Origin of the sequence: Allobosea sp. 117 (genome assembly GCF_000702305.1) — a bacterium.
Classification (GTDB): domain Bacteria; phylum Pseudomonadota; class Alphaproteobacteria; order Rhizobiales; family Xanthobacteraceae; genus Ancylobacter.
The window spans coordinates 141,316-167,478 of record NZ_JNLC01000012.1; the positions used below are offsets into that span (position 1 = coordinate 141,316).

The 26,163-nt window shown below is 69.4% G+C and carries 25 protein-coding genes; 16 read left to right on the plus strand and 9 right to left on the minus strand.

The genetic code is table 11. The annotated features are described in order from the left end of the window. The first annotated feature begins 87 nt into the window (after nt 1–87). From U742_RS0109850 to U742_RS0109895, 10 genes are all read left to right on the plus strand, one after another. Nucleotides 88–708, plus strand: coding sequence for a hypothetical protein (locus U742_RS0109850; RefSeq protein ID WP_248310320.1), 621 nt, complete (start codon nt 88–90; stop codon nt 706–708). Nucleotides 709–913: 205 nt separating this feature from the next. After that, on the plus strand, nt 914–1,867 hold the full coding sequence (locus tag U742_RS0109855; RefSeq protein ID WP_029352505.1) for a ribose-phosphate pyrophosphokinase: 954 nt from the start codon (nt 914–916) through the stop codon (nt 1,865–1,867). Between the two features lie 100 nt (nt 1,868–1,967). Continuing rightward, nucleotides 1,968–2,780, plus strand: a complete 813-nt coding sequence (locus U742_RS0109860; RefSeq protein WP_156034189.1) for a hypothetical protein — start codon at nt 1,968–1,970, stop codon at nt 2,778–2,780. Between the two features lie 138 nt (nt 2,781–2,918). Then, the gene (locus tag U742_RS0109865) at nt 2,919–3,737 is read left to right on the plus strand and encodes a chromate resistance protein ChrB domain-containing protein (RefSeq protein WP_029352508.1); all 819 of its coding nucleotides are present in this window, start codon (nt 2,919–2,921) and stop codon (nt 3,735–3,737) included. An 11-nt stretch (nt 3,738–3,748) separates the two neighbouring features. Further along, the gene (gene chrA, locus U742_RS0109870; RefSeq protein WP_029352510.1) at nt 3,749–5,152 is read left to right on the plus strand and encodes a chromate efflux transporter; all 1,404 of its coding nucleotides are present in this window, start codon (nt 3,749–3,751) and stop codon (nt 5,150–5,152) included. A gap of 213 nt (nt 5,153–5,365) precedes the next feature. Further along, nucleotides 5,366–6,010 (plus strand): 50S ribosomal protein L25/general stress protein Ctc, encoded by a 645-nt coding sequence (locus U742_RS0109875; protein ID WP_029352512.1) that lies wholly within the window; start codon nt 5,366–5,368, stop codon nt 6,008–6,010. Nucleotides 6,011–6,092: 82 nt separating this feature from the next. After that, a complete protein-coding gene (pth, locus tag U742_RS0109880; RefSeq protein ID WP_029352514.1) occupies nt 6,093–6,701 on the plus strand; it encodes an aminoacyl-tRNA hydrolase in 609 nt (202 codons plus the stop codon). 77 nt (nt 6,702–6,778) lie between these two features. Continuing rightward, entirely contained in the window at nt 6,779–7,876 is a 1,098-nt protein-coding gene (ychF, locus tag U742_RS0109885; RefSeq protein WP_029352516.1) for a redox-regulated ATPase YchF, read from the plus strand. A 150-nt stretch (nt 7,877–8,026) separates the two neighbouring features. Then, a complete protein-coding gene (locus tag U742_RS0109890) occupies nt 8,027–8,485 on the plus strand; it encodes a MaoC family dehydratase (protein ID WP_029352519.1) in 459 nt (152 codons plus the stop codon). 13 nt (nt 8,486–8,498) lie between these two features. Next, nucleotides 8,499–8,975 carry a MaoC family dehydratase gene (locus U742_RS0109895; RefSeq protein ID WP_029352521.1) on the plus strand — a complete coding sequence of 159 codons (477 nt, stop codon included), beginning with the start codon at nt 8,499–8,501 and terminating at the stop codon, nt 8,973–8,975. A gap of 274 nt (nt 8,976–9,249) precedes the next feature. Here the strand turns inward: U742_RS0109895 and U742_RS0109900 are convergent, their stop codons facing one another. Genes U742_RS0109900 through petA form a run of 3 tightly spaced genes read right to left on the minus strand, consistent with a single transcriptional unit; the run spans nt 9,250 to nt 11,961 of the window. Further along, nucleotides 9,250–10,131 (minus strand): cytochrome c1, encoded by an 882-nt coding sequence (locus U742_RS0109900; RefSeq protein WP_029352522.1) that lies wholly within the window; start codon nt 10,129–10,131, stop codon nt 9,250–9,252. 14 nt (nt 10,132–10,145) lie between these two features. Then, nucleotides 10,146–11,375 carry a cytochrome b gene (locus U742_RS21990; protein ID WP_051661016.1) on the minus strand — a complete coding sequence of 410 codons (1,230 nt, stop codon included), beginning with the start codon at nt 11,373–11,375 and terminating at the stop codon, nt 10,146–10,148. Nucleotides 11,376–11,400: 25 nt separating this feature from the next. After that, nucleotides 11,401–11,961 carry a ubiquinol-cytochrome c reductase iron-sulfur subunit gene (petA, locus tag U742_RS0109910; protein ID WP_029352524.1) on the minus strand — a complete coding sequence of 187 codons (561 nt, stop codon included), beginning with the start codon at nt 11,959–11,961 and terminating at the stop codon, nt 11,401–11,403. A gap of 206 nt (nt 11,962–12,167) precedes the next feature. On the opposite strand from petA, the gene U742_RS0109915 reads away from it, so the two are divergent. Beyond that, nucleotides 12,168–12,680, plus strand: a complete 513-nt coding sequence (locus U742_RS0109915) for a tRNA (cytidine(34)-2'-O)-methyltransferase (RefSeq protein WP_051661017.1) — start codon at nt 12,168–12,170, stop codon at nt 12,678–12,680. A 9-nt stretch (nt 12,681–12,689) separates the two neighbouring features. On the opposite strand, the gene U742_RS0109920 is transcribed toward U742_RS0109915, so the two are convergent. Continuing rightward, entirely contained in the window at nt 12,690–14,555 is a 1,866-nt protein-coding gene (locus U742_RS0109920; RefSeq protein ID WP_029352528.1) for an ABC transporter ATP-binding protein, read from the minus strand. A gap of 224 nt (nt 14,556–14,779) precedes the next feature. Here U742_RS0109920 and hemF point away from each other — a divergent pair, with 224 nt between their 5' ends. Next, a complete protein-coding gene (gene hemF / locus U742_RS0109925; protein WP_029352530.1) occupies nt 14,780–15,673 on the plus strand; it encodes an oxygen-dependent coproporphyrinogen oxidase in 894 nt (297 codons plus the stop codon). 54 nt (nt 15,674–15,727) lie between these two features. Here the strand turns inward: hemF and U742_RS0109930 are convergent, their stop codons facing one another. The 5 genes from U742_RS0109930 to U742_RS0109950 form a co-directional block, all read right to left on the minus strand. Next, complete coding sequence (locus U742_RS0109930) at nt 15,728–16,141, minus strand: VOC family protein (RefSeq protein ID WP_029352531.1); 414 nt, start codon at nt 16,139–16,141, stop codon at nt 15,728–15,730. 156 nt (nt 16,142–16,297) lie between these two features. Further along, nucleotides 16,298–17,533: a CCA tRNA nucleotidyltransferase gene (locus tag U742_RS0109935; RefSeq protein WP_029352533.1), complete on the minus strand. Its 1,236-nt coding sequence runs from the start codon at nt 17,531–17,533 to the stop codon at nt 16,298–16,300. Next, on the minus strand, nt 17,530–17,793 hold the full coding sequence (locus U742_RS0109940) for a DUF6111 family protein (protein WP_029352535.1): 264 nt from the start codon (nt 17,791–17,793) through the stop codon (nt 17,530–17,532). Before U742_RS0109940 ends, U742_RS0109935 begins: the two co-directional genes overlap by 4 nt. Beyond that, complete coding sequence (locus tag U742_RS0109945; RefSeq protein ID WP_029352536.1) at nt 17,793–18,443, minus strand: CoA pyrophosphatase; 651 nt, start codon at nt 18,441–18,443, stop codon at nt 17,793–17,795. Before U742_RS0109945 ends, U742_RS0109940 begins: the two co-directional genes overlap by 1 nt. Beyond that, the gene (locus U742_RS0109950; RefSeq protein WP_248310321.1) at nt 18,440–19,153 is read right to left on the minus strand and encodes a DUF1285 domain-containing protein; all 714 of its coding nucleotides are present in this window, start codon (nt 19,151–19,153) and stop codon (nt 18,440–18,442) included. The genes U742_RS0109945 and U742_RS0109950 overlap by 4 nt, the downstream gene beginning before the upstream one ends. Nucleotides 19,154–19,207: 54 nt before the next feature. Between U742_RS0109950 and U742_RS0109955 the strand changes: the two genes are divergently transcribed. Genes U742_RS0109955 through U742_RS0109970 form a run of 4 tightly spaced genes read left to right on the plus strand, consistent with a single transcriptional unit; the run spans nt 19,208 to nt 26,121 of the window. After that, entirely contained in the window at nt 19,208–20,218 is a 1,011-nt protein-coding gene (locus U742_RS0109955; protein WP_029352539.1) for an AAA family ATPase, read from the plus strand. A 40-nt stretch (nt 20,219–20,258) separates the two neighbouring features. Continuing rightward, the gene (locus tag U742_RS0109960; protein ID WP_081852931.1) at nt 20,259–21,185 is read left to right on the plus strand and encodes a DUF58 domain-containing protein; all 927 of its coding nucleotides are present in this window, start codon (nt 20,259–20,261) and stop codon (nt 21,183–21,185) included. Beyond that, nucleotides 21,182–24,058, plus strand: a complete 2,877-nt coding sequence (locus U742_RS0109965) for a DUF4159 domain-containing protein (RefSeq protein ID WP_029352542.1) — start codon at nt 21,182–21,184, stop codon at nt 24,056–24,058. The genes U742_RS0109960 and U742_RS0109965 overlap by 4 nt, the downstream gene beginning before the upstream one ends. Next, on the plus strand, nt 24,055–26,121 hold the full coding sequence (locus U742_RS0109970) for a membrane protein (RefSeq protein WP_029352545.1): 2,067 nt from the start codon (nt 24,055–24,057) through the stop codon (nt 26,119–26,121). Before U742_RS0109965 ends, U742_RS0109970 begins: the two co-directional genes overlap by 4 nt. Nucleotides 26,122–26,163 lie beyond the last annotated feature (42 nt).

Genomic DNA, 26,163 nt, shown 5'->3' on the forward strand with positions numbered 1-26,163 from the left:
GTCTCCTCGAGGAGAATGATACGCGGCGCGTCCGGCGATCAGGGGACGGCGCTTATGACCGAACGGCCACGCCGGGGATGGAAACGCATGTCGGCCGCCATGGCGGTGGCCTTCGCGCTGGCCGGCTGCCAGACCGGCGGCGGCAACAGCCCCACGGCCAAGGCCGGGATGAGCGCAGGCGGCAGTCCCGCCATCGCCTTCGAATCGATCGACGGCCCGCCCCAGCCGGTATTCCACAAGCTCGTCGCCAACCTCACGACCGAAGCCGACCAGCGCAATCTGCGCGTCGTCTCGCGCGAGGGCGAGGCGAGCTACCGCGTGCGCGGCTATCTCGCCGCCACGACAGTGGAGGGCCAGAGCATGGTCGACTACGCGTGGGACGTGTTCGACCGCGACAAGGTGCGGGTGCTGCGCGTCGCCGGCACCGAGCCGGTCGGCAAGGCCGCGGACATTTGGGCACGCTGCGACGACGCCATGATCCAGCGTATCGCCAGCCAGAGCCTCGACGAGATCGTCGCCCGCCTCGACGGGAAGCCGGTCCCGAGCCGCCCGGCTCCGGCCGCGCCTGCAGCGAGCCCGAGCGAGCCCTCCGACGTGCCGGTCGGCGACGGGCCGGCGGTCGCCAGCGCGCCGAGCGACATTCCCGACGATGCCGTCCTGCCGGCGGGCGCGGCGCCCGCCCTGGCGCTGGCGGCGCCCAGCCGCTGAGCCCACCCGAGCCGCTCATCCCGAGCCGGGCGCCACCGCCCGCATCGGCCCGATCGTCCATCCGAGCGCACCGATCGTCCGATCCCTCTCACGGGGGAAAGGCGGCAAACGCACGCTTTACAGGGCGGGCCGGCCCGCCTATCAGGGCTTCGCGACGGCCGTGCGACGGCCGCCGAGCAGGAAGCACGGCTGGGAGCGCGCCGGAATGTCCAGTAACAACGGGTCGATAAAACTTGTCTCGGGCAATGCAAATCGCCCGCTGGCGGAGGCGATCGGCGCCTATCTCGCGACCCCGCTGACCAAGGCCGTGGTGCGGCGCTTCGCCGACATGGAGATCTTCGTCGAGATCCAGGAGAACGTGCGCGGCAAGGACGTCTTCGTCCTGCAGTCGACCTCCTTCCCGACCAATGACCACCTGATGGAGCTGCTCATCATCACCGATGCGCTGCGCCGCTCCTCGGCCCGCCGCATCACCGCGGTGATCCCCTATTTCGGCTATGCGAGGCAGGACCGCCGCTCCTCCGGCCGCACGCCGATCTCGGCCAAGCTGGTGGCCAACCTGATCACCCATGCAGGCGCCGACCGCGTGCTGACCGTCGACCTCCATGCCGGCCAGATCCAGGGCTTCTTCGATATCCCGACCGACAACCTCTTCGCCGCGCCGGTGATGGTCCAGGACATCAAGGAGCGCTTCGACCTCGGCAACATCACCGTGGTCTCGCCGGACGTCGGCGGCGTGGTGCGCGCCCGCGCGCTGGCCAAGCGCATCGACGCCCAGCTCGCCATCGTCGACAAGCGGCGCGAGCGCCCCGGCGAGAGCGAGGTGATGAACGTCATCGGCGATGTCGAGGGCAAGCGCTGCATCCTCGTCGACGACATCATCGATTCCGGCGGCACGCTGGTGAACGCCGCCGACGCGCTGCTGGAGCGCGGCGCCACCGAGGTGCACGCCTACATCACCCATGGTGTGCTCTCCGGCGGCGCGGTGGCCCGCGTCACCGCCTCCAACCTCAAGGAACTGGTGATCACCGACACCATCCAGCCCACCGAGGCGGTGCGCGTCGCGCGCAATATCCGGGTCGTCTCCGTCGGCACGCTGATCGCCGAGGCCATCGGCCGCACGGCGCATGAGGAAAGCGTCTCCAGCCTGTTCGACTGACCTCACCGTCGCGCCGGATCGATTTTTTTTGCACTGCGCCATTTTCGTTCCACGATTGCCGGCGATGATTCCCGCTCGCCGATCGAACGGGGAATATCTCATGCAGCGTGTGTTGTTGCCTGCATTGCTCCTGCTCGGCCTTCAGGTGCCGGCCCTTGCGCAGACCCGACCCGCGACCGATCCGTGGGCTGGGATTGTCGTCGTGGTGACGCCGGAACATGAGGACGAGGCGGGCGCGGGTACGACCGCCGAGGCGGCCGCCCAGCCCGAGGACGGACAGGCCGTCGAGGCCGCGCAGGCACCCGACGACGAGGCCAGCGACGTCCCTGCCCCCTCGCTCTTCACCACGCTCGATCTCGGCCTCGGCGATCTCGACGCGGTGCCGGCACCCGAGCCGACCCCGGCCGAAACCATCGCCCGCCAGAGCCGGAAGGCCAAGACACCGGGCACCCCCGCCTCGATGCCGACGACCGTCGATCTCAACCAGGGACCGGCCAGCCTGTCGCTGAGCAGCAAGGTCTCGACCAGCGCCCCGGTGTCGTCCGCGCTCGCCACCAAGCCCGGCGGCGCCAATGGCGAATTGAAGGGGCGCGTCGACTATTCGCTCGACAATTTCGTCGTCTATGGCACTGGCAATGCCGGCGCGGCGAGCAGCCTCGGCAATGTCTCGCTCTACAAGGGCGTCGCGCTCGGCAGCAGCTACAAGGTGCCGCTCGACACGCTCGGCGTCGGCACGCCCGGCGAGAGCCTCGGCACCAGCGTGGAAGTCGCCAACACCACCGAGGTCAAGACCTCGGTTGAACTGCGCAGCCCGCTCGGCCACTATGAGCGCTTCATCTCCGTCGAGCGCTCCGCCACCCCCGACAGCGCGGCCAGCGGCGCGCTGCGCGCCGGCGTCCTCGGCAAGTTCTGACTGGCGGGCGGCCGCGAGGCGCAGCTTGTGCGCAAGAGGTCCAGAGGCTAGATTGTAAGCAAGGGGTTGATCGCGATTACCCCGTGAGGCGGCAGCCCAAACATCGCGTCCATGTTCCCGATCAAGGGATGGACGCTCATGCCATCGAACACCGAAATCACCGCATCCCAGCTCATGCGCCTCGTCGGCTTGCCCGGCGTACCGACGATCATTGACGTCCGCACGCAGCAGGACGTCGACGCCGATCCGCGACTTCTGCCCGCCAGCCTGCGCCGCGACGCGCTGGGCGTCACCGCATGGGCGCACGACTTCGCGGATCAGGCGGTCGTCGTGGTCTGCCAGCGCGGCCTGAAGCTCAGCCAGGCCGTCACCGCCTGGCTGCTCCACGAAGGCATCAGGGCGGAGACCCTCGAAGGCGGGTTCGAAGCCTGGCGCGACGCCGGCGGGCCGCTCGTCTCCGCCAAGGCCCTGCCCCCGCGCGACGGCGCGGGCCGCACAATATGGGTGACGCGCGCCCGGCCCAAGGTCGATCGCATCGCCTGCCCATGGCTCATCCGTCGCTTCGTCGACCCGGACGCCGTTTTCCTCTTCGTCGCGGCGTCGGAAGTAGCGGCGGTCGCCGAGCGCTTCGGCGCCACGCCTTTCGACATCGACGGCGTGTTCTGGAGCCATCGCGGCGAGCGCTGCACCTTCGACACCATGATCGAGGAATTCGGCCTGTCCTGCGCGCCTCTGGACCGGCTGGCGATCATCGTGCGCGCCGCCGACACCGCGCGCCTCGACCTCGCGCCGCAGGCGGCGGGATTCCTCGCCGCCTCGCTCGGCCTCTCGCGGATGTTCCGCGACGACCTCGAACAGCTCGAGGCCGGCATGCTGCTCTACGATGCGTTCTATCGCTGGTGCCGCGACGCGACCGAGGAGACCCACAACTGGCCATCCGGCCCGAAGCCGGCGTGAGGGAGGCAGCCATGTCGATCTCCCTGACGACGCAAGACGCATCCGCCGCCCCCGCCGCGCCGAGCCTCGCAGAGGCGACCCGCGTCTGGGCCAGGATCGGCCTGCTCAGCTTCGGCGGCCCCGCCGGCCAGATCGCGCTGATGCACAAGGAACTGGTGGAGGAGCGCCGCTGGATCGGCGAGCAGCGTTTCCTCCACGCGCTCAACTACTGCATGCTGCTGCCCGGCCCGGAGGCGCAGCAGCTCGCCACCTATATCGGCTGGCTGATGCACCGCACCGTCGGCGGGCTGGCCGCCGGAATGCTCTTCCTGCTGCCCGGCGCCCTCGTCATGCTGGGCCTCAGCATCCTCTACGTGCTTTACCGCCACGTGCCGCTGATCGATGCCGCGTTCTTCGGCGCGAAGGCGGCGGTGCTCGCCGTCGTCGTCGAGGCGGTGCTGCGCATCGGCCGGCGGGCGTTGAAGAACCGCGTCATGATCGGCATCGCCGTCGCGGCCTTCATCGGCATCTATGTCCTACACGTGCCGTTCCCACTGATCATCCTCGCCGCCGGCCTCTTTGGCTGGTTCGGCAGTCGGGCGGCGCCGGAGCTGTTCGCCGGCGGCAGCCATGGCGGCAGGGGCGCCGCGGTGGAGATGCCGGGCATTATCGACCGCATGTATGAGCGCGGCGAGCTCGCCCATGCCGATCCCTCCTGGCCACGGGCATTTCGTGTGCTGGCGGTCTGGCTGCCGGTCTGGCTCGGTCCGGTGCTGCTGCTCTGGCTCGCCACCGGCTCCTCCAGCGTGTGGACGCAGATCGGCGGCTTCTTCAGCGCCATGGCGGTGGTGACCTTCGGCGGCGCCTATGCCGTGCTCGCCTATGTCGCGCAGGCGGCGGTCGATGGCTTCGGCTGGCTGGCGCCCGGCGAGATGGTGGACGGGCTCGGGCTTGCCGAGACCACGCCGGGGCCGCTGATCATGGTGCTGCAGTTCGTCGGCTTCCTCGCCGCCTACCGCGCGCCCGGATCGCTCGATCCGCTGCTCGCGGGGTGCCTCGGCGCGCTGCTGACCACTTGGGTGACCTTCGCGCCCTGCTTCCTCTGGATCTTCCTCGGCGCGCCCTATGTCGAGGCGCTGCGCGGCAACCGGGCGATCACGGCGGCGCTCTCGGCCATCACCGCCGCCGTGGTCGGCGTCGTCATGAACCTCGCCCTCTGGTTCGCGCTGCATGTCGTCTTCCGCGAGGTGCGCACGCTCGACCTGTTCGGCGTCGGGCCCGACGTGCCGGTGCCGGACTCGATCGACTGGCGGGCGGCGCTGCTGGCGACGGGCGCGATGGTCGCCATGCTGCGCTTCCGGCTCGGCATGATCCCGACGCTTGCGGTCTGCGCGGCGGCGGGAATAGGCCTGAGCTATCTTCCGGCCGCACTCTGACGTCGCGTCGGACCCGGCGGAAGCCGCGCATCATTGCCCTGCAACGGCTTTGCTGCTATGAGCCCGCGTCGCTCGGCCTATCCGCACCCCTGGAGGCGCGCCGGGCGACATCCGTACTGAACCGCCCCGACGGGAGCGCCGCAAGAGTGGCGGTCTGCCGCCGGGCTCATTTTATTGCCGTGCCGCGAGGCATGGCGCGAAAAGGACGAACCCATGACCGCCATCAAGGAACTGAAGGCGACGGCGCGCGCGAAGGTCGGCAAGGGGGCCGCTCGTGCAGAACGCCGCGCCGGACGCGTGCCCGCCGTGATCTACGGCGACGGCAAGGCCCCCCTCGGCATCTCGCTCGACTACACCGAGATCACCCGCACCATCTATGCCGGCCACTTCCTGACGACGTTGTTCAACGTCGACGTCGAGGGCGAGAAGCACCGCGTGATCCCGCGCGACTACCAGCTCGACCCGATCAAGGACCTGCCGCTGCATGTCGATTTCCTGCGCGTCGCCATTGGCGCGACCCTCGAGGTGGACGTGCCCGTGCACTTCGTCAACGCCGAAGCCTCGCCGGGCATCAAGCGCGGCGGCACGCTGAACATCGTCAGCCACACCGTTGCGCTGAACGTGCCGGCCGATGCGATCCCGGACGCCATCAACGTGGACCTCACCGGCCGCGAGATCGGCGACTCGGTGCATCTGTCGTCCGTCGCCCTGCCGGCGGGCGTGACCTCGGCGATCCACGGCGACGACACGCTCGCCACCATCGTCGCCCCGTCGGGCCTCAAGGAGGCGGAGGCTGACGAGGCCGCTGCCGCCGCAGCCGCGGCTGCGTCCGCCGCGACCCCGGCCAAGAAGAGCTGATCGCGCGGCATCGACGGTCCGGCATCGCCGGGCCGTCTCATTCTCGGCGGATCGAGGCAAGTCTTCGGGAGGCGCGCTCTCCGTGTTCCTGTTCGCGGGGCTCGGCAATCCCGGCCCGAAATATGCCGGCAACCGGCACAATATCGGCTTCATGGCGGTGGACGCGATCGTCCGCCGCCATCGCTTTTCGCCGTGGCGCCGGCGCTTTCAGGGCGCGGCCTGCGAGGGCGAGATCGCCGGCGAGAAGGTGCTCGCGCTATTGCCCGAGACCTTCATGAACGAGTCCGGCCGTGCCGTCGCCGAGGCGCAGCGCTTCTACAAGGTCGAGCTCGACGACATCTTCGTCTTCCATGACGAGCTCGACCTGCCGCCCGCCAAGGTGCGCGCCAAGTTCGGCGGCGGAAATGCCGGGCACAACGGCCTGCGCTCGGTGACCGCCCATTGCGGCAACGATTATGGCCGCGTACGCCTCGGCATCGGCCATCCCGGTGACAAGAACCTCGTCATGCCCTTCGTGCTGAACGACTTCGCCAAGTCCGAGAAGGACTGGGTGGAGGCGGTGTGCGAGGGCTGCGCCGATTTCGCCGAGCTCCTGATCGCGCACCGGCTCGACGAGTTCCAGAGCCGGATCCATCTCTTCCTCGAAGCGCGCGGCTTCAACGGCGTGAAGGCGGCGGGCAAGCCGGGCTGACCGGCGATCCGCTTGCCTATCAGGCCCGACTTGCCTAACCACGGCACAACCTTTTCAGACGACGAGCAGCGACCCCCATGGGCTTCAAATGTGGCATCGTCGGCCTGCCGAACGTCGGCAAGTCGACCCTCTTCAACGCGCTGACGCAGACGGCGGCGGCGCAGGCGGCGAACTATCCCTTCTGCACCATTGAGCCGAATGTCGGCGAGGTCGCCGTGCCCGATCCGCGGCTCGACACGCTGGCGGGCATCGCCGGCTCGCAGGCCATCGTGCCGACGCGGCTCACCTTCGTCGACATCGCCGGCCTGGTGCGCGGCGCCTCCAAGGGCGAGGGCCTCGGCAACCAGTTCCTCGCCAATATCCGCGAATGTGACGCCATCGCCCATGTGGTGCGCTGCTTCGAGGATGGCGACGTCACCCATGTCGACGGCAAGATCGCCCCGATCAACGACATCGAGACCATCGAGACCGAGCTGATGCTCGCCGATCTCGAAAGCCTCGAGAAGCGCGCGGCGGCGCTGGAGAAGAAGGCCAAGGGCGGCGACAAGGAGGCGAAGGAGACGCTCGACCTCATGAACCGCGCCCTCGTCCTGCTGCGCGAGGGAAAGCCCGCCCGCCTCGTCGCGGTGAAGCCGGAGGAGGAGAAGGCCTTCCGCATGCTCGGCCTGCTTTCCTCCAAGCCGGTGCTCTATGTCTGCAACGTCGAGGAGGCCTCGGCGAAGGAGGGTAACGCGCTCTCCGCGCAGGTGTTCGCCCGCGCTGAGGAAGAAGGCGCCAAGGCGGTGGTGGTCTCCGCCAAGATCGAGAGCGAGATCGCCGTGCTGCCACCGGACGAGCAGAAGGACTATCTCGAAGCCATCGACCTCGACGAGCCCGGCCTCAACCGGGTCATCCGCGCCGGCTACGAGCTGCTGCAGCTCGTGACCTACTTCACCGTCGGCCCGAAGGAAGCGCGCGCCTGGACCATCACCGCCGGCACCAAGGCGCCTGGCGCCGCCGGGGTGATCCATACCGATTTCGAGAAGGGCTTCATCCGCGCCGAGACCATCGCCTATGACGACTACGTCAAGGGCAAGGGCGAGGCCGGCGCGCGCGACGCCGGGCGGCTGCGGCTCGAAGGCAAGGAGTACATCGTCGCCGATGGCGACGTTCTGCACTTCCGCTTCAACACCTGACCGAGGCCCTGACGGCGCGCTGCGCGCCGTCAGGCACCGCATTTCTCCCGGCATAGGTGCGGCACGCCGCCGGCCAAACGCAGGAGCGCTTGACCTCGGCGTCCGCCTCGCCTGTCATGCCCTGACGCAGCGAGGGAGGCCGACGGCGCGATGCTGTTCTGGGAGGATTTCCACGAAGGCCACGTCGCGACCTGCGGACGCTATGTGGTGGGCCGCGAGGAGATCATCGCCTTCGCGCGGGAATACGATCCCGACCCCATCCATCTCGACGATTCCGCCGCCGAGGCGACGCGGCTCGGCGGCCTGTCGGCCTCGGGATGGCATGTCTGCGCGATCTTCATGCGGCTGCTCGCCGATGGCCTGCTGATCAACGCCGATTCCATGGGCTCGCCCGGCATCGAGGAGGTGCGGTTTCTGCGCCCCGTGCATCCCGGTGCGGTGCTCAAGCTGCGCCGCGCCGTGCTGGAGACGCGCGACTCGAAGAGCCGGCCGGAGATGGGGCTGGTGAAGTTCCGCTTCGAGCTGATCGACGCCACCGATGCGATCGTCTTCGAGCTCATAGGCGTCATCATGTTCGGCCGTCGCAATCCCGGCGCCCGGCTGGCATGAGAGGACATCTGCCATGAGGTTCTTCGAGGATGTCGCCATCGGCCTGCGCACGCCGCTCGGTTCGCACACCTTCCTTGCAGCCGAGATCGTCGCCTTCGCCCGCGCCTGGGACCCGCAGCCCTTCCATCTCGACGCGGCAGCGGCGGCGCGCAGCCATTTCGGCGGCCTCGTCGCCTCGGGCTGGCACACGGCGGCGATCTGGGCGCGACTGCGCGCGCAGGCACAGCAGCGCCTGCACGACGACATGCGCCGCCATGGCGAGCGCATCCCGCGCGTCGGCCCCTCCCCGGGCTTCAAGGACATGAAATGGGTCAAGCCGGTGCTCGCCGGCGACACCATCAGCTTCGAGAGCGAGATCGTCGCCAAGAAGCCGAGCGCCAGCCGCCCGGAATGGGGGCTCGTCTTCACCCACGAGACCGGCATCAACCAGTATGGCCGCCTCGCCTTCGAATTCGCCAACTGCGTCTTCGTGGAGCGGCTGGAGGCGTGAGCGCAGCGCCGAGAGACGCCTTCGCGCAACGCGATCTTTCCTCCACCGCAATTACACCACGTCATCCTGAGGTGCTCGCGCCAGCGAGCCTCGAAGGATGGTCGTCCGGGCGCGCGAGACGAGCATCCTTCGAGGCCGGCCTGCGGCCGGGCACCTCAGGATGACGTTGCTGGGCAGGGAGTTACGTCCACCGTTGGAAATGTTCATCACGGCCGGCAAACAAAAAGGGCCCCAATCGGGGCCCTTCGCATGTGGGAGGCGGGACGCGCCCGGCTCAGGCGTGCTCGTCGTGGACCTTCTTCCACACCTTCTTCTTGGTGAAGTAGAGCAACCCGCCGAAGACGATGAGGAAGATCATCACCTGGAAGCCGATGCGCTTGCGCGCTTCGAGATGCGGCTCGGCGAGCCACATCATGAAGGCGATGACGTCGCGCGAATACTGGTCGACCGTCTGCGGCGTGCCGTCGCTGTAGGTCACCTGGTCGGCCGAGAGCGGCGGCGGCATCTTGATCGCGTGGCCGGGGAAGTACTCGTTGTAATGCGCCCCCTCCGGCAGCTTGAAGCCCTCCGGCGGGTCCTTATAGCCGTTAAGCAGGGCGTGGATGTAGTCCGGCCCCTGCTCCTGGTACTGCCGCACGATGTCGATCAGGAAGCCCGGGAAGCCGACCTCATAGGTACGCGCCTTGGCCAGCACCGAGAAGTCCGGCGGAAAAGCGCCGCCATTCGAGGCGCGCGCCGCCTGCTCGTTCGGGAAGGGCGAGGGCCAGCGGTCGGACAGGCGGCCGGGACGCTCGAACATGTCGCCGGCGTCGTTCGGGCCATCCTGGACCTTGTACTCCTCGGCGACCGTCTTGGCCTGCTCCTCGGTGAATCCCGGGCCGCCCTCCTGGGCGAGGTTACGAAACGCGAAGAGATGCGCGCTGTGGCAGGAGGCACAGACCTCCTTGAACACCTGGAAGCCGCGCTGGAGCTGCGCGCGGTCGTACTTTCCGAACGGACCGGCGAAGGTCCAGGATTCGCGGTGCGGCTGCGGCGCCCCGTGCTCCTGGGCGGACGCCATGCCGGCGCCGCCGGCGAGCGTGGCGAGCGCCACCGCGCCGGCGAGAACACCGCAGCGCAGCGAGACGAAGGAGAGCGAGGACATGAGCTTGTTCATCGTTCTGTTCCCGCTCAAGCCTTGGACTTGCCCAGCACGGACTCGGTGATCGAGGCCGGCACCTGCTTCGGCTTCTCGAACAGGCCGAGCAGCGGCAGGATGATCAGGAAGTGCGCGAAGTACCACACGGTCAGGATGCGGCCGGCGATCACGTAGCCGCCTTCCGCCGGCTTCGAGCCGAGCCAGCCGAGGCCGATGCACACCGCGATCCAGATCCAGAAGAACTGCTTGAACAGCGGGCGATAGGCCGCAGAGCGCACCTTCGAGGTGTCGAGCCACGGCACGAAGAACAGCACGATGATCGCGCCGAACATGGTGAGCACGCCGCCGAGCTTGTCCGGCACCGAGCGCAGCATCGCGTAGAACGGCAGGTAGTACCATTCGGGCACGATGTGGGCCGGCGTCACCAGCGGGTTGGCCGGGATGTAGTTGTCGGCGTGGCCGAGATAGTTCGGGATGTAGAACACGAACCAAGCGAAGAACAGCAGGAAGCACACCATGCCGAACGCGTCCTTGATGGTCGCGTAGGGCGTGAAGGGCACCGTGTCCTTCTCGCTCTTCGGATCGACGCCGGTCGGGTTGTTCTGGCCGACCACGTGCAGCGCCCAGACGTGCAGGACGACGACGCCCGCAATCATGAAGGGCAGCAGGTAGTGCAGCGAGAAGAAGCGGTTCAGCGTCGGATTGTCGACCGCGAAGCCGCCCCACAGCCATTCCACAATGGTCGGGCCGACGAGCGGGAAGGCCGAGAACAGGTTGGTGATGACGGTGGCGCCCCAGAAGCTCATCTGGCCCCAGGGAAGCACGTAGCCCATGAAGCCGGTCGCCATCATCAGCAGATAGATGATCACGCCGAGGATCCACAGCACCTCGCGCGGGGACTTGTAGGACCCGTAATAGAGGCCGCGGAACATGTGAATGTACACCGCGATGAAGAACATCGAGGCGCCGTTCGAATGGATGTAGCGGATCAGCCAGCCATAGCTGACGTCGCGCATGATGTGCTCGACCGAGTCGAAGGCAAGCGTCACATGCGGCGTGTAGTGCATCACCAGCACCACGCCCGACAGGATCTGGCAGACCAGCATCAGCGACAGGATGCCGCCGAAGGTCCACCAGTAGTTCAGGTTGCGGGGCGTGGGATAGGCGATGAAGGAGGAATGGATCAGGCCGACCAGGGGCAGCCGGCTCTCGAACCACTTGAGCGCCGGGTTCTTCGGCTCGAATGTCGCGTGTCCGCTCATGTTCTCTCGGGTCCCTTGGGCCGGTTCAGCCGATGGAGATCTTCGTGTCGGACACGAACTGATAAGGCGGGATGGGCAGGTTTTCCGGCGCCGGACCGCGGCGCACGCGGCCCGCGCTGTCATATTCCGAGCCGTGGCAGGGGCAGAACCAGCCGTCATACTCTCCGGAATGGCCGATCGGCACGCAGCCGAGATGCGTGCAGATGCCGATGACGACCAGCCACTTTTCCTTGTCTTTGGCGGCGCGGTTCTCGTCCGTCGCCGGCGCGTCGGCCGGCAGGTTGGCGTTGCGCGCGACCGGATCGAGCAGGGCGGAGAGCTGGACGTCCTTCGCCTTGGTGATGTCGTCCGGCGTGCGGTTCCAGACGAAGATCGGCTTGCCGCGCCACTTCACCGTGACGATCTGGCCCTCGGCGATCTGCGAGAGGTCCACTTCGGTGGTGGAGAGCGCCAGCACGGATGCGTCCGGCTGAAGCTGTGAGATGAAGGGCCAGATCAGCGCCGCCGCCCCGACCGCGCCGACGGCGCCGGTGGCGATGTAGAGGAAATCGCGGCGGGTGGTTTCCGCCGTCTCCGTTGTTGCCACGTTCGGTTCCTTTTCCCTCGACCCCTAACGCCGTGCCCCCGCGCGACGCACCGCGTCGCCCGCATGCGCGCGCAAACGGGCGACGTACCTTCGAGAGCCTCTAATTGCATCGTCGCCGCCCCTTGTCCAGATGAGCGCAGTGCGGCAGTCCGTCCTGCCCCCGGGACATCCGGGGACACCTGCCGCCGACCGCCGACGGAGCCGCCATGACATCGACCGCCTCATCGACCGACGCGCCCGCCGCCGGGCTCGCCCTCGCTCTCTACGAACCCGACATCGCGCAGAACGCCGGCACGCTCGCGCGTCTCGCCGCCTGCCTCGGGCTCGGCCTGCACATCATCGAGCCCGCCGGCTTCCCCGTGGGCGACGCCGGATTCCGCCGCGCCGGCATGGATTATCTCGACCGCGCCGTAATTGTGCGCCATCCGAGCTTTCCCGCCTTCGAGGCATGGCGGCGCGGAGAGGGCCGCCGCCTCGTGCTGGCCACCACGCGCGGAGCGCTCGCCTATGCCGATTTCCGATTCGCGCCGTCCGACGTGCTGCTGCTCGGCCGGGAGAGCACCGGCGTGCCGGAGGCCGTCCACGAACGTGCCGATGCGCGGGTCATCGTGCCCATGGCAGCGGGCGCACGCTCGCTGAACGTCGCCGTCGCCGGCGCGATGATTACCGGCGAGGCGCTGAGGCAGACGGGGGGATTTGTCAGGCCTGCGGCGGGTTGAGAGCGATGGTCATTCCGCCGCCATCTCCGTCGTGTCCTCGGCATCGATGAAGCCGCCGGACTGGCGGCGCCAGAGGCGGGCATAGAGGCCGTCGCGGGCGATCAGCTCGGTGTGGGTTCCGGTCTCGACGATGCGGCCCTTGTCCATCACCACCAGCCGGTCCATGCGCGCGATGGTCGAGAGCCGGTGCGCAATGGCGATCACCGTCTTGCCGGCCATCAGTTCGTCGAGATTGGACTGGATCGCCGCCTCGACCTCCGAGTCGAGCGCCGATGTTGCCTCGTCCAGCACCAGTATCGGCGCGTCCTTGAGCAGCACGCGGGCGATGGCGATGCGCTGACGCTGGCCGCCGGAGAGCTTCACACCGCGCTCGCCGACATGGGCGTCGAGGCCCTGCCGGCCCTGCGGGTCGACCAGGGTATCGATGAAGGCCTCGGCATGCGCACGCCGAGCCGCCTCCGCGATGGCGTCCTCGCTGGCACCGGGATTGCCGTAGCTGATGTTGTCGCGCACCGAGCGATGCAGCAGCGAGGTGTCTTGCGTGACGACGCCGATCTGCGCCCGCAGCGTATCCTGCGCCACCTCGCGCACATCCTGCCCATCGATCAGGATGCGGCCGTCCTCGGCGTCGTAGAAGCGCAGCAGCAGGCTCACCAGCGTCGACTTGCCGGCACCCGAAGGGCCGACCAGGCCGACCCGCTCGCCCGGCCGGATCGTCAGGTCGAGTTTGTCGATCACCCCCGAACCGCGCCCGTAGTGGAAGCTCAGGTCCTGAAAGCGGATCTCGCCCTTCTGGATCGCCAGCGCCGGCGCGCCTTCGCGGTCGGTCACGTCCTGCGGCTGCGACAGCGAGGTGATCGCCTCCTGCACCGTCCCGACATTCTCGAACACGCCGGTCACCACCCACATGATCCAGCCCGACATGTTGGTGATGCGGATGGCAAGGCCTGTGGAGAGCGCGATGGCGCCGAGATTGATCGCCCCGATCGACCACAGCCACACGCCGAGCCCGCCGACCCCGCCGAGCATGAGGCTGTTCAGCACGCTCACCGCGAACGCCATGCGGGTGATCTGCCGCTGCTGGCCGCCATTATCCGCGACGTTGCGCGTGAGGGCGGAGCGCACATAGCCGTCCTCGCGGTTGGAATGAGCGAACAGCTTGACGGTCAGGATGTTGGTGTAGCTGTCGACGACGCGCCCGGTGAGCGCCGAATTGCTCTCCGAGGTGCGCTTCGACAAGTGCCGGATCTTCGGCACGAAGACCACCAGCGCCAGGACATAGAAGAGGATCCAGCACACCATCGGCACGGCGAGCCGCCAGTCCGCCTCGGCGAACAGCAGCACCGCACTGCCGGCATAGATGCCCGCATACCAGAGCGCGTCGATCACTTCGACCACCGAGCCGCGCACCGCGGGGCCGGCCTGCAGCACGCGGGTGGCGATGCGCCCCGCGAAATCATTGTTGAAGAAGCCGACGCTCTGGCGGATCACCCAGCGATAGGACTGCCAGCGGATCATCGGTCCGAAATTGGCGGTGATGGTCTGGCGCACCAGAAGGTCGTGAAGGAGCTGCGCGCAGGGCCGCGCCACCACCACCACGAACCCCATCCAGAGCAGCAGCCCGCCATGATCCGCGAAGATCGTCGCCGGCGAGGAGGACTGCAGAAGATCGACGATCCGGCCGATATAGCGGAACAGCGACACCTCGATGATGGCGACGAGGAAAGCGGCGAAGAGGGCCGCGACGAACACCCGACCGCTCTGCCGCACGAAGTGCCAGTAGAAGGCGATCAGCCGCTCCGGCGGACGCTCGATCGGCGCCGGCCGGAAGGGATCGACCAGATTCTCGAACCAGGCAAACAACCGTGTCAGCATGCCGCGCCTTTTCGACCCGCGATGCGGCGCGAGTATGTCGCGCCGCGGAAAACCTCATGCGCATCGCCCCGCGCCGCCGCTCCCGAAGCGTCGCAGCCGGTCCGCCCCCGCCGAATCGCCGAAGGGAAAAGCGCCTCTCTTATGTGGTGGAGCATGGTGCGGTCGCAAAGCTCTTCCACCCTTCGCGGAAGATGCTCTAGAAGCCGCGGCGGAAGGAGCGCGCGATGCACGATACAGCCGCAGACACACCCGAAGGCCGGAAGGCCGCCGCCCGCGCCTGGTTCGAGGAGCTGCGCAACCGCATCTGCGCCGTCTTCGAGAAGCTGGAGGACGAGGCCCCCTCCTTCCTCTATCCCGGCGAGCCCGGCCGCTTCGTCCGCACGCCGTGGCAGCGCACCGACCACACCGGCGCGCCGGGCGGGGGTGGCGTCACCGCGATGATGCGGGGCCGGCTGTTCGAGAAGGTCGGCGTGCACTGCTCGACCGTCTTCGGCGAATTCGCGCCCGAGTTCCGCAAGCAGATTCCCGGCGCGGAGGAATCGTCCCTCTTCCACGCCACCGGCATCTCGCTCATCGCCCACATGGCGAATCCGCATGTGCCTGCGGTGCACATGAACACGCGCTATGTCGTCACCTCCAAGGCGTGGTTCGGCGGCGGCGCCGACCTCACCCCGGTGCTCGACCGCCGCCGCAGCCAGGAGGATGCCGACGCCATCGCCTTTCACGCCGCCATGCGCGGCGCCTGCGAGGGGCGGCCGAACGTCGACTACGCCCGCTTCAAGCAATGGTGCGACGAGTATTTCTGGCTGCCCCACCGCGCCGAGCCGCGCGGCATCGGCGGCATCTTCTACGACTGGCTCGACAGCGGCGACTGGGAAGCCGACTTCCACTTCACCCGCGCCGTCGGCCTCGCCTTCCTCGACGTCTATCCGCGCCTCGTGCGGCACAATTTCGCGACGCCGTGGAGCGAGGCGGAGCGCGAGGAGCAGCTCGTCCGCCGCGGCCGCTATGTCGAGTTCAACCTGCTGTATGACCGCGGCACGGTGTTCGGCCTGAAGACCGGCGGCAATGTCGATTCGATCCTCTCCTCCATGCCGCCGGTGGTGAAGTGGCCGTGAGCCTATGTCGTCATCCCGGACCGACCGGGATGACGACACCGGGGTAAGCGCCACTCACGCCGCCGGCGGCATCTGGCTCATGTGGAAGATCTCCCACACATGGCCGTCGAGGTCGTCGAAGCCGTGGGAATACATGAAGCCGTGATCCTGCGCCGCGCGCGGGGCGGTGCCGCCGGCCGCGAGCGCCTTGGCGATCAGCTCGTCGACCTTCGCGTTGCTCTCCACCTGCAGTGCGATCAGCACCTCGTGGCCCTTGCGGGGATCGGGGATCGGCGTCTTGCTGAAGCCCTCGAAGAAGGGCTCGACCAGCAGCATCGCGTAGATGTTCTCGCCGATGATCATGCAGGTCGCGTTCTCGTCGGTGAACTGCGGGTTGAAGGTGAAGCCGAGCGCGGTGAAGAAATCCACCGACGCCTTGAGGTCCTTGACCGGGAGATTGACGAAGATCTGGCTGGCAACAGGTGACATCGGTCCGCCTTTCGCTGGTCTATCCGGCCGCCTAATCCGACGCATTGGGAAGATGCCCGGCCGTCCGCAACTCCCTGCCCGGCCCAAGGACGGACCGGTGATACGGCTTCCGACATCGATGACGAAAAATATTTGACGTCACGTCAGGCGGCCGGATCAGGCCGTCGGCATGGCGTCCCGCACCAGCGCGACCAGCGCCAGCGGGTCCTCGGGAAAGCCGCGCTCGATCCACAGCGCTTCGGCACGGCGGAGCGCCGCGCCGACCTCCGGGCCCGGCGGCAGGCCGCGCGCCAGAAAGGCGCCGGCGTTGAGCGGGAATTTCGGCGCGCTCCAGCGCTCCGGCAGGGCGGCGAGCTCGCGCCAACCCGCATCGTCCGCCGGTGCACCGGAGCGGGCGAAATCGGCGAGCACGCGGTCGCGGTAGCCTTCCGCGCCCATGTGATAGAGCGCGGCGCGGTGCTCCAGCCCGGAGATGTCCGGTGACAGGGCGAGCCGCGCATCCGCCATCGGCGCGAGCCGCTTCGTCTCGGCATTGGAGAGCCGCAGCCTATCTTGAAGCGGTTCGCCGCCGGTACCGTCGAGCGCCAGCACGCCGAGCCGGCGCACCGCGTCCGGCGCGAGGCCGAGCCCGGCCTCTATGGCGGCGAGCCGCGCGAAGGCGGCGACATCGCCCGCGCCGCCGAGCACCGGAGCGAGCAGGCCGGCGGCCTCCATCTCCTCGATCGTGTCGGCCGCGCGTGGCGCCGTCAGCAGCTTCATAAGCTCCGCCCGCACCCGCTCGCGCGAGAGCTGCGAAAGGCCCTCCCGGCCCCGCATCGCCGCCGCCAGCGCCGCGGGATCGAGGTCCCCCCGGCCATAGGCGGCGTGGAAGCGGAACAGCCGCAGGATGCGCAGGTAATCCTCGCGGATACGCTCGTCCGCATCGCCGATGAAGCGCACCTTGCCCGCACGCGCATCCGCGATGCCGCCGACGAGGTCGAGGACGGTGCCGTCGCGCTGCTGATAGAGCGCGTTCATGGTGAAGTCGCGCCGCTCCGCGTCGTGCCGCCAGCTCCGCCCGAACGCCACCTTGGCGCGCCGCCCGTCGGTCTCGACATCCTCGCGCAGCGTCGTCACCTCGAACGGCTCGCCCTCGGCGATCACCGTCACCGTGCCGTGCTCGATGCCGGTCGGCACCGCCTTCAGGCCGGCGGCCTCGACGCGGCGGATGACCTCCTCGGGCCGCGCTGTAGTGGCGACGTCGACATCGCCACGTCGCGGCAGGCCGAGCAGCGCGTCGCGCACCGCGCCGCCGACCGCGCGGGCCTCCTCGCCGTCATGGTCGAGAAGGGCGAGCACCCGTTCCAATCCCGGATGGCTCTCGGCGAGCGGGGGAATACGGACCGCGCTCATTCGATATGCCCGGGAATGAGGATGCCGTCCTTCCAGGTGGGCGGCACATAGCGTCCGGTGGTCGGCCCGCGCGTCTCGAATTCGAAGAACACCAGCCCCGCCGCGACCAGCAGCACCGCCGCCAGCGCGCACAGCACGAAGGCGCGCGTCGACCAGCCCTCGACCAGGCTGTCGAGGCCGCGGCCGAAGCGCAGATAGAGCGCGAACAGCACGAAGGGCGTGATGAACAGCAGGATCTCGGTGATCGCGACACGCAGCATCAGCCGTACATCCGCTCATAGAGGTTGCGCAAAATGCCGGCCGTCACGCCCCAGATGAAACGCTTCTCATAGGCCATGGCGTGGAAGGTGCGCACCAGTCCCTCCGCCTCGCGCGAATGGCGCTGGTGGTTGGCCGGGGTCATCAGGAAGTCGAGCGGCACCTCGAACGCCTCGTCGACCTCGCCGGGGTTCAGCGTCAGGCCGAATTCGGGCCGCACCATCCCGACCACCGGCACTATGCGGAATCCGGTACGGCTGAGATAGGCGTCGAGATAGCCGAGCGGCGAGACGAGGTCGCGCGCAAGGCCGATCTCCTCCTCCGCCTCGCGCAGTGCGGCAGCGAGCGGGCCGGCATCCTCCGCCTCGATCTTGCCGCCCGGGAAGGCGATCTGGCCGGCATGGTTCGGCAGGTGGTTGGAGCGCAGCGTGAGCAGCACGGTCGGCTCAGGGCGGGCCACCACCGGGATCAGCACCGCCGCCGCCCGCACCGGCCGGCCGTCGACCAGAGCGCGAAACTGCGGCGTCAGCTCGTGATCGCCGCGCGGCGGCTCGCCGTCGAGATCGGGCTGGGGGTTCAGCCGGGCATGCGCGCGGGCAAGGAAATCGCCGAGCGCCGGCGAGGTCGTCTGGGCAGGCACTGCGGTATTCATGTCGGCTCATCCAGCAGGGTCGCCGGCGCCATCGCGAAGAAGGCGCCGCCGGACGCCACGCCGAGCACCCCCTCCCCCTTTACCGTCTGCTCCTCGACGAGTTCGGCGAGTTCGAGCGCGACGGACCGGGTGAGGCGCGCCCAAAGGTCGCGGCGTACCCTAATATAGGGACGCAAACCCCCGCCCGCCGCCTCCCGATCGAAGCGCAGCGGATGCGCGGCATCGCAGCGGACCAGTTCGTCGAGATTGGTGCGGAACACCAGCCCCCGCACGCCTGATTCGTCGGTCTCGCTCGCCATCTCAACGGCGAGGAACGGCGCGTCCTCGACCGTGATCGACAGCATTTCCGCCGGCGTGACCAGCACATAGCGCCCGGCGCGGCGGTCGAGCACCGAGGCGAACAGGCGGATGAGCGGCATTCGCCGGATCGGCGCGCCCTCATGGAACCAGGTGCCGTCGCGGTCGATACGGATGTCGATTTCGCCACAATCGGGCGGATTCCACCTGTCCACAGGCGCGGGAGAACGGCCACTTGTGGCAGATACGGCCCTCATCAATTCCGCAAATCGCGCCGAAGCGTCTGATTCCATGAATATTTCCGTGCTGCGGCGCAAAGATCGCGCAGTCGTGATGGTCTGCCCGATGGTCGACGCGATGGGAAGATAGCGTAAGCTTGACCTGCCGACAGCCGGCGAGGTGGCGAAGTGCATTGCAATGTTTCTTGTTGCAGCGCAACATAGCCAACGAAGGGTCAGGAGCTCGATATGACATCAGCCACCGGCGAGAATTTCGAATCCCTCGACACCATGATCATCCGCACCGCGGAAGCGACGGCGGCCAATGTGCGCGCCGCCCGCGCCGGCATCGGCGCGGTGATCTTCGGCCAGGAAGCGGTGGTCGAGCGGGCGCTCATCACCATCCTCTCCGGCGGCCACGGGCTCCTCGTCGGCGTCCCCGGCCTCGCCAAGACCAAGCTGGTCGAGACGCTCGGCACGGTGCTCGGGCTGGATGCGCGGCGCGTGCAGTTCACCCCCGACCTGATGCCGTCCGACATCCTCGGCGCCGAGGTGCTGGAGGAGAGCGCAGGCGGGCGGCGCTCCTTCCGCTTCATTCCCGGCCCGGTCTTCACCCAGCTCCTGATGGCCGACGAGATCAACCGCGCCTCGCCGCGCACCCAGTCGGCGCTGCTGCAGTCGATGCAGGAAGGCCATGTGACGGTCGCCGGCGTGCGCCACGACCTCCCCAAGCCGTTCCACGTGCTGGCGACGCAGAACCCGCTGGAGCAGGAAGGCACCTACCCGCTTCCGGAAGCCCAGCTCGACCGCTTCCTGATGGAGATCGACGTCGACTATCCCGACCGCGACGCCGAGCGGCGCATCCTGTTCGACACCACCAGCGCCGAGGAGACCAAGCCCCGCGCGGTGATGACCGCCGAGGACCTCGCCGCCGCGCAGCGCCTGGTGCGCCGCCTGCCGGTCGGCGAGTCGGTGGTCGAGGCGATCCTGACGCTGGTCCGCTCCGCCCGCCCTGGCGCCGAGGCCGGCGCGCTCGGCAAGTTGATCGCCTGGGGCCCCGGCCCGCGCGCCTCGCAGTCGCTGATGCTGGCGGTGCGCGCCCGCGCGCTTCTGGACGGGCGCTACGCGCCGTCGGTCGACGACGTCGCCGCGCTCGCCGAACCAGTCCTGAAGCACCGCATGGCGCTCACCTTCGCTGCCCGCGCCGACGGCGAGACGGTGAACGGCCTCGTCGCCAAGCTTGTCGCGCGCATCGCGTGACGGCCCTTCCCCGATATCCGAAAGATGGAGGTCCGCACGGGTGGAGCTAGACGCCGATAGTGCCGTGCGCAGCGCGGCGCAGGACGCGGCCGGTCTCGTCGCCGCCATGCCCCGGCTCGTGCTGGAGGCGCGCCGCATCGCTGCCAGCGTCTATCACGGCCTGCACGGGCGCCGGCGCGCCGGCTCCGGCGAGAACTTCTGGCAGTACCGCCGCTTCGTCGACGGCGAGCCCTCGACCCGCGTCGACTGGCGCCGCTCGGCGCGCGACGACCATCTCTATGTCCGCGAGCGCGAATGGGAGGCCGCCCACACCGTGTGGATCTGGCCGGACCTCTCGGCCTCGATGGTGTTCGCCTCGCCTCTGGTTTGGGAGACCAAGCGCGACCGCGCCCTCGTTGTCGCCTTCGCCCTCGCCGAGCTCTTGGTGAAGGGCGGCGAGCGGGTCGGCATTCCCGGCGTCATGCGTCCCTCGGCGAGCCGCGCCATCGTCGAGAAGATGGCCGAGGCGCTGGTCCACGCGCCAAGCCTGCCGCAGAGCCTGCCGCCCGCCTTCGCGCCCTCCCCGCTCGCCGAGGTGCTGATGCTCGGCGACCTGTGGAGCCCGACCCCCGAGGTGGTGGCCAGCATCAACAGCCTGTCCGCCTCCGGCGCGCACGGCCATGTGGTGCAGGTCTGCGACCCGGCCGAGGAAACTTTCCCCTTCTCCGGCCGCATCGAGTTCCGTGATCCCGAAAGCGGCACCGCGCTCACCATCGGGCGCGCCGAGACGGTGCGCGAGGAATATGTCGCCCGCGTCGCCCATCACCGCGCCGCCATCCGCCACGAGGCCGAGCGCCACGGCTGGACCTTCATCGTCCACCGCACCGACCGGCCGGCGAGCGAGCTGCTGCTCGCCCTGCACGCCCGCATGAGCGGCGGCGTGCCGCTGGCCATGCTGACGCCGGCAGGAAAGGAGAATGTGGCATGATGGGGCTGTTCGGGTCGTTTCCGCTCGCCTTCTCGACGCCGCTGATCCTCGGCGCGCTGGTCGGCCTGCCGCTGCTGTGGTTCCTGCTGCGCCTGGTGCCGCCGCGGCCGCGCCGCATGGCCTTCGCCCCGACCCGCCTGCTGCTCGACATCCCGCCGAAGGAGGAGACACCGGCCCGCACGCCCTGGTGGCTCACCGCGCTGCGCCTCTTGCTCGCCGCCCTCGTCATCTTCGCCGCCGCCGGACCGATCTGGAATCCGCCGGTCGCCGGCCCCGCCGCCACCGGCCCGGTGGTGCTGCTGATCGATTCCGGCTGGCCCGCCGCCTCCACCTGGGAGACCCGCCGCATGGGCGCGGAGGGTGTCGTCGCCGACGCCGACCTCGACGGTCGCGGCATCATCCTCATTCCCACCGGCGAGCCACCGCTGGAGCCGCGCGTGCTGCGCCCGAGCGAGGCGCGCGACCGGCTGCGCACCCTCGCCCCGGTGCCGAACGCACCCGACCGGCAGGCGGCGCTGGCCAGCCTCGAAAAGGCGCTCGCCGCCGCGCCGGACGCCTCCCTCGTCTATCTGTCCGACGCCGTCGCGCTCGACGGCGAGCAGAACATCGCCGCCGATCTCGCCCGCGTGCTCGGCGACCGGCCCGTCACCACAATGGCCGGAGGCATCACCGAACCACTCGCCCTCGCCGCCGCCGACAACGCGGTCGACGCGCTGACGGTGAAGGTGCTGCGCGCCGACCGCGACATCACCGCCCGCGACGGCACGGTGCGCGCGCTCGACATGCGCGGCCTCGCGCTCGGCGAGGCGCCGTTCGGCTTCGAGCCGGGTGCCAGCGAGACCGAGGCGCGCTTCGACCTGCCGGTCGAGATCCGCAACGAGATCGCGCGGCTGGAGATCGTCGGCGAGGCCTCGGCCGGCGCCGTGCAACTGCTCGACAAGCGCTGGCGCCGCCGCACCGTCGGGCTGGTCTCCGGCGTCAGCGCCGACCAGCGCCAGCCGCTTCTCGCGCCGTCCTATTATCTGACCCGCGCGCTCTCGCCCTTCGCCGACCTGCGCCTCTCCGAGGGCCGCGCCTCATCGGAAAGCATCGAGCGCTTCATCGATCAAAAGCTGCCGGTCATCGTATTGTCCGACATCGGCACCATTCCGCCGGAGACGCATCAGCGCCTGCAGCGCTGGATCGAGGGCGGCGGCGTGCTGGTCCGCTTCGCCGGCCCGCGCCTTGCTAATGCCTCCGACGATCTCGTGCCGGTCGTGCTCCGCCGCGGCGGCCGCGTGCTCGGCGGCTCGCTCTCCTGGGAGCAGCCGCAGAAGCTCGGCGGCTTCTCGGCCGAAGGGCCGTTCCGGGACGTCGCCGTCCCGAACGACGTCACCGTGCAGCGCCAGGTGCTCGCCGAGCCGGACGCCCTGCTTGGCCAACGCACCTGGGCGACGCTGACCGACGGCACGCCTCTCGTCACCGGCGAGCGGCGCGGCAAGGGCATGCTGGTGCTGTTCCACGTCACCGCCGACACCACATGGTCGGACCTGCCGCTCTCGGGCGCCTTCGTCGACATGCTGCGCCGCGTCGTGGCGCTCGGCGGCGGCAGCGCCGCGGAGGCCGGCGTCGAGGGCGAAAGCGTGGCGGCGACCGGCGAGAGCATCGCCCCGACCCGCCTTTTGGACGGCTTCGGCGCCTTCCGTTCCACCCCGCCCACCGCCAAGGCGATCCCGGTCGGCTACAATGGCCGCGCCACCGCCGACCATCCGCCCGGCTTCTACGGCCCGCCGGAAGGGCTCGTCGCGGTGAACGCGCTGCTACCGCGCGACCGGCTGGCGAAGCTCGACCTCTCGGGCCTCGGCCGCGTCGAGCCCTATCGCGACGTCGCCCCGCGCGACCTGCGCGGTCCGTTCCTGCTGGCGCTGCTCGGCCTGCTCATCGTCGACGCGCTGATCGTCTTCCTGCTGGCCGGCGGCTTCGCTCGCCTGTTCCCGCGCCGCGCCGCAGCCGCCGCGCTCGCCGGCCTGATGGCGGTCGGCCTCGCCTCCGGCCAGCCGTCGCCTGTCCGCGCGCAGGGCGCGCCGCCGGCCGCCGCGCAGACACCGGCACCTTCCGTGGCCCAGCCTTCGCCGGCCGACGACGACTTCGCGGTGAAGGCGACCAGCTCGACCCGCCTCGCCTATATCGTCACCGGCGACGCGGAGACCGATGAGGTCAGCCGCACCGGCCTGAAAGGTCTTACCGAGTTCCTCGGCCAGCGTACCGCGCTGGAGGCCGGCGAGCCGATGGGCGTCGACCCGGCGCGCGACGAGCTCGCCTTCTTCCCACTGATCTACTGGCCGGTGCTGCCCGGCGCGCCGAAGCCCTCGCCGGCCGCGCTCGCCCGTATCGACGCCTTCATGAAGCAGGGCGGAACCATCCTGTTCGACACCAAGGACGCCGAGACCACCCTGCCCGGCTCGAACGGCGCCAGCTCGGCAGCCAACGAGGCGTTGCGGGCGATCCTCGCCGGCCTCGACGTGCCCGAGCTGGAGCCGGTGCCTCGCGACCACGTCCTCACCAAGGCGTTCTACCTGCTGCGCGACTTCCCCGGCCGCTTCTCCGGCGGCGCCACCTGGGTCGAGGCCCTGCCAGCGCCAGAAGACGGCGAGGAACGTCCGGCCCGCGCCGGCGACGGCGTCTCGCCGGTCATCATCACCTCGAACGACCTCGCCGGCGCCTGGGCGCTGTCCGATACCGGCGAGCCGCTATTGCCGATGTCGCCCGGTGAGCCGCGCCAGCGCGAGATGGCCTACCGCGCCGGCGTCAACCTCGTGATGTACGTGCTGACCGGCAACTACAAGGCCGACCAGGTCCACGTCCCCGCGCTGCTTGAGAGGCTCGGGCAATGAATCTCGGCCTCGCCTTCGATCCGCTCGTCCCGCTGCCCTGGCTGATCGGCGCCGGCGTCGCCGCCGCCATCGTCGCGGTGCTGGTGCTCGCCGCCCGCTCCCGCGGAGCGATCTTCCGCGCGCTCGCGCTGGCGTTCGCGGTGCTGGCGCTCGCCAACCCCTCGCTGACCCGCGAGGAGCGCGAGCCGCTCTCGACCGTCGTCGCCGTGGTGGTCGACAAGAGTGCCAGCCAGCAGTTCGGCGACCGCATCGCCATGACCGAGGCCGCCCGCGCCGAGCTGAAGACGCGGCTCGACCGCCTGGCCGGCGCCGAGGTGCGTTGGGTGGATGCCGGCGGGGGCGCCGGCGACGTCGACGGCACGCGCCTCTTCAGCGCGCTCGCCACCGCGCTCGCCGACGTGCCGCCCGAGCGGGTCGCCGGCGCCATCTTCCTGACCGACGGGCGCGTCCACGACATCCCGGCGACCGCCGCCGCACTCGGCTTCCGCGCGCCGGTGCACGCCATCGTCTCCGGCCATGCCGGCGAGCGCGACCGCCGCGTCGCGCTGACCTCGACCCCGCGCTTCGGCATTGTCGGCCAGCGCCAGACCGTCGGCTATCGCGTCGAGGACGAGGGCGCTCCTGCCGGTGCGCGCGTCGGCGTCACCGTGCGCCGCGACGGTGAGGTGGTGGCGCGCCCCATCGTCACCGCCGGCCAGCCGGCCAATGTCGACATTGAGATCACCCATGCCGGCGCCAACATCGTCGAGATCGAGGCGGCCGGTCTGGACGGCGAGCTGACCCCGGTCAACAACCGCGCGGCGGTGTCGATCGACGGGGTGCGCGACAAGCTGCGCGTGCTGCTCGTCTCCGGCGAGCCGCATGTCGGCGAGCGCACCTGGCGCAACCTGTTGAAGTCCGACGCCAATGTCGACCTCGTCCACTTCACCATCCTGCGCCCGCCGGAGAAGCAGGACGGCACGCCGATCAACGAGCTCTCGCTGATCGCCTTCCCGACCCGCGAGCTGTTCCAGCAGAAGATCAAGGATTTCGACCTGATCATCTTCGACCGCTACGCCCAGCAGGGCGTGCTGCCGATGATCTATTTCGACAACATCGTGCGCTATGTGCGCGAGGGTGGCGCCGTGCTGGTCGCCGCCGGCGCTGACTACATCTCCGATGGCTCGATCTTCCAGACGCCGCTCGAATCCATCCTGCCTGCCGAGCCCACCGGCACCATGGCCGAGCAGCCCTACCGCGCCGCGCTGACCCCGCTCGGCCAGCGCCATCCGGTGACCCGCGCTCTGCCGGGCTCGGAGAGCAACCCGCCGCACTGGAGCCGCTTCTTCCGCGTCGTCGACACGGTGAACGCCAAGGGCACCAGCGTGCTCGAAGGCCCGGGCAACCGCCCGGTGCTGCTGCTCGACCGGGTCGGCGAGGGGCGCGTCGCTCTGCTGCTCTCTGACCATATCTGGCTGTGGGCGCGCGGCTATGAGGGCGGCGGACCCTATATCGACCTGCTGCGCCGCCTCTCGCACTGGCTGATGAAGGAGCCGGACCTCGAGGAGGAAAGGCTGCGCATGACGGCGCATGGCGGCGACATCGTGGTCGAGCGCCAGACCATGGGCGACGCCGTCTCGCCCGTCACCATCACCACGCCCACCGGCCAGACCCGTTCGCTGACGCTCGCTTCCGCCGCGCCGGGGCTGTTCCGCGCCACCTTCCCGGCCGACACGCTCGGCCTGTGGCGGGCGAACGACGGCGCGCTCACCGCCCTCGTCAATGTCGGCCCGCTGAACCCGCGCGAATTCGCCGAGGTCACCTCCAACACCGAGGTGCTGAAGCCGATCGCGGAAGCCACCAATGGCGGCGTCTGGCGCATGGCGGACCTTTCCGGCGGCGTGCCGCGCGTCGTCGCGGTGCGCTCGGGCGAGCGCTTCGCCGGCGAGGACTGGATGGGCCTCGCCATGCGCGACGTGTCGGTGGTGCGCGGCCTCGGCCTGTTCCCGCTCTTCGCCGGGCTCTCGGGCCTGCTCATCCTGATGGCCGGAATCGCTGCCGCGTGGGCGCGCGAGGGGCGGTAGATTCCTCGACCGCCATCCGTCCTTTCCCGTGAGACGCGCTCG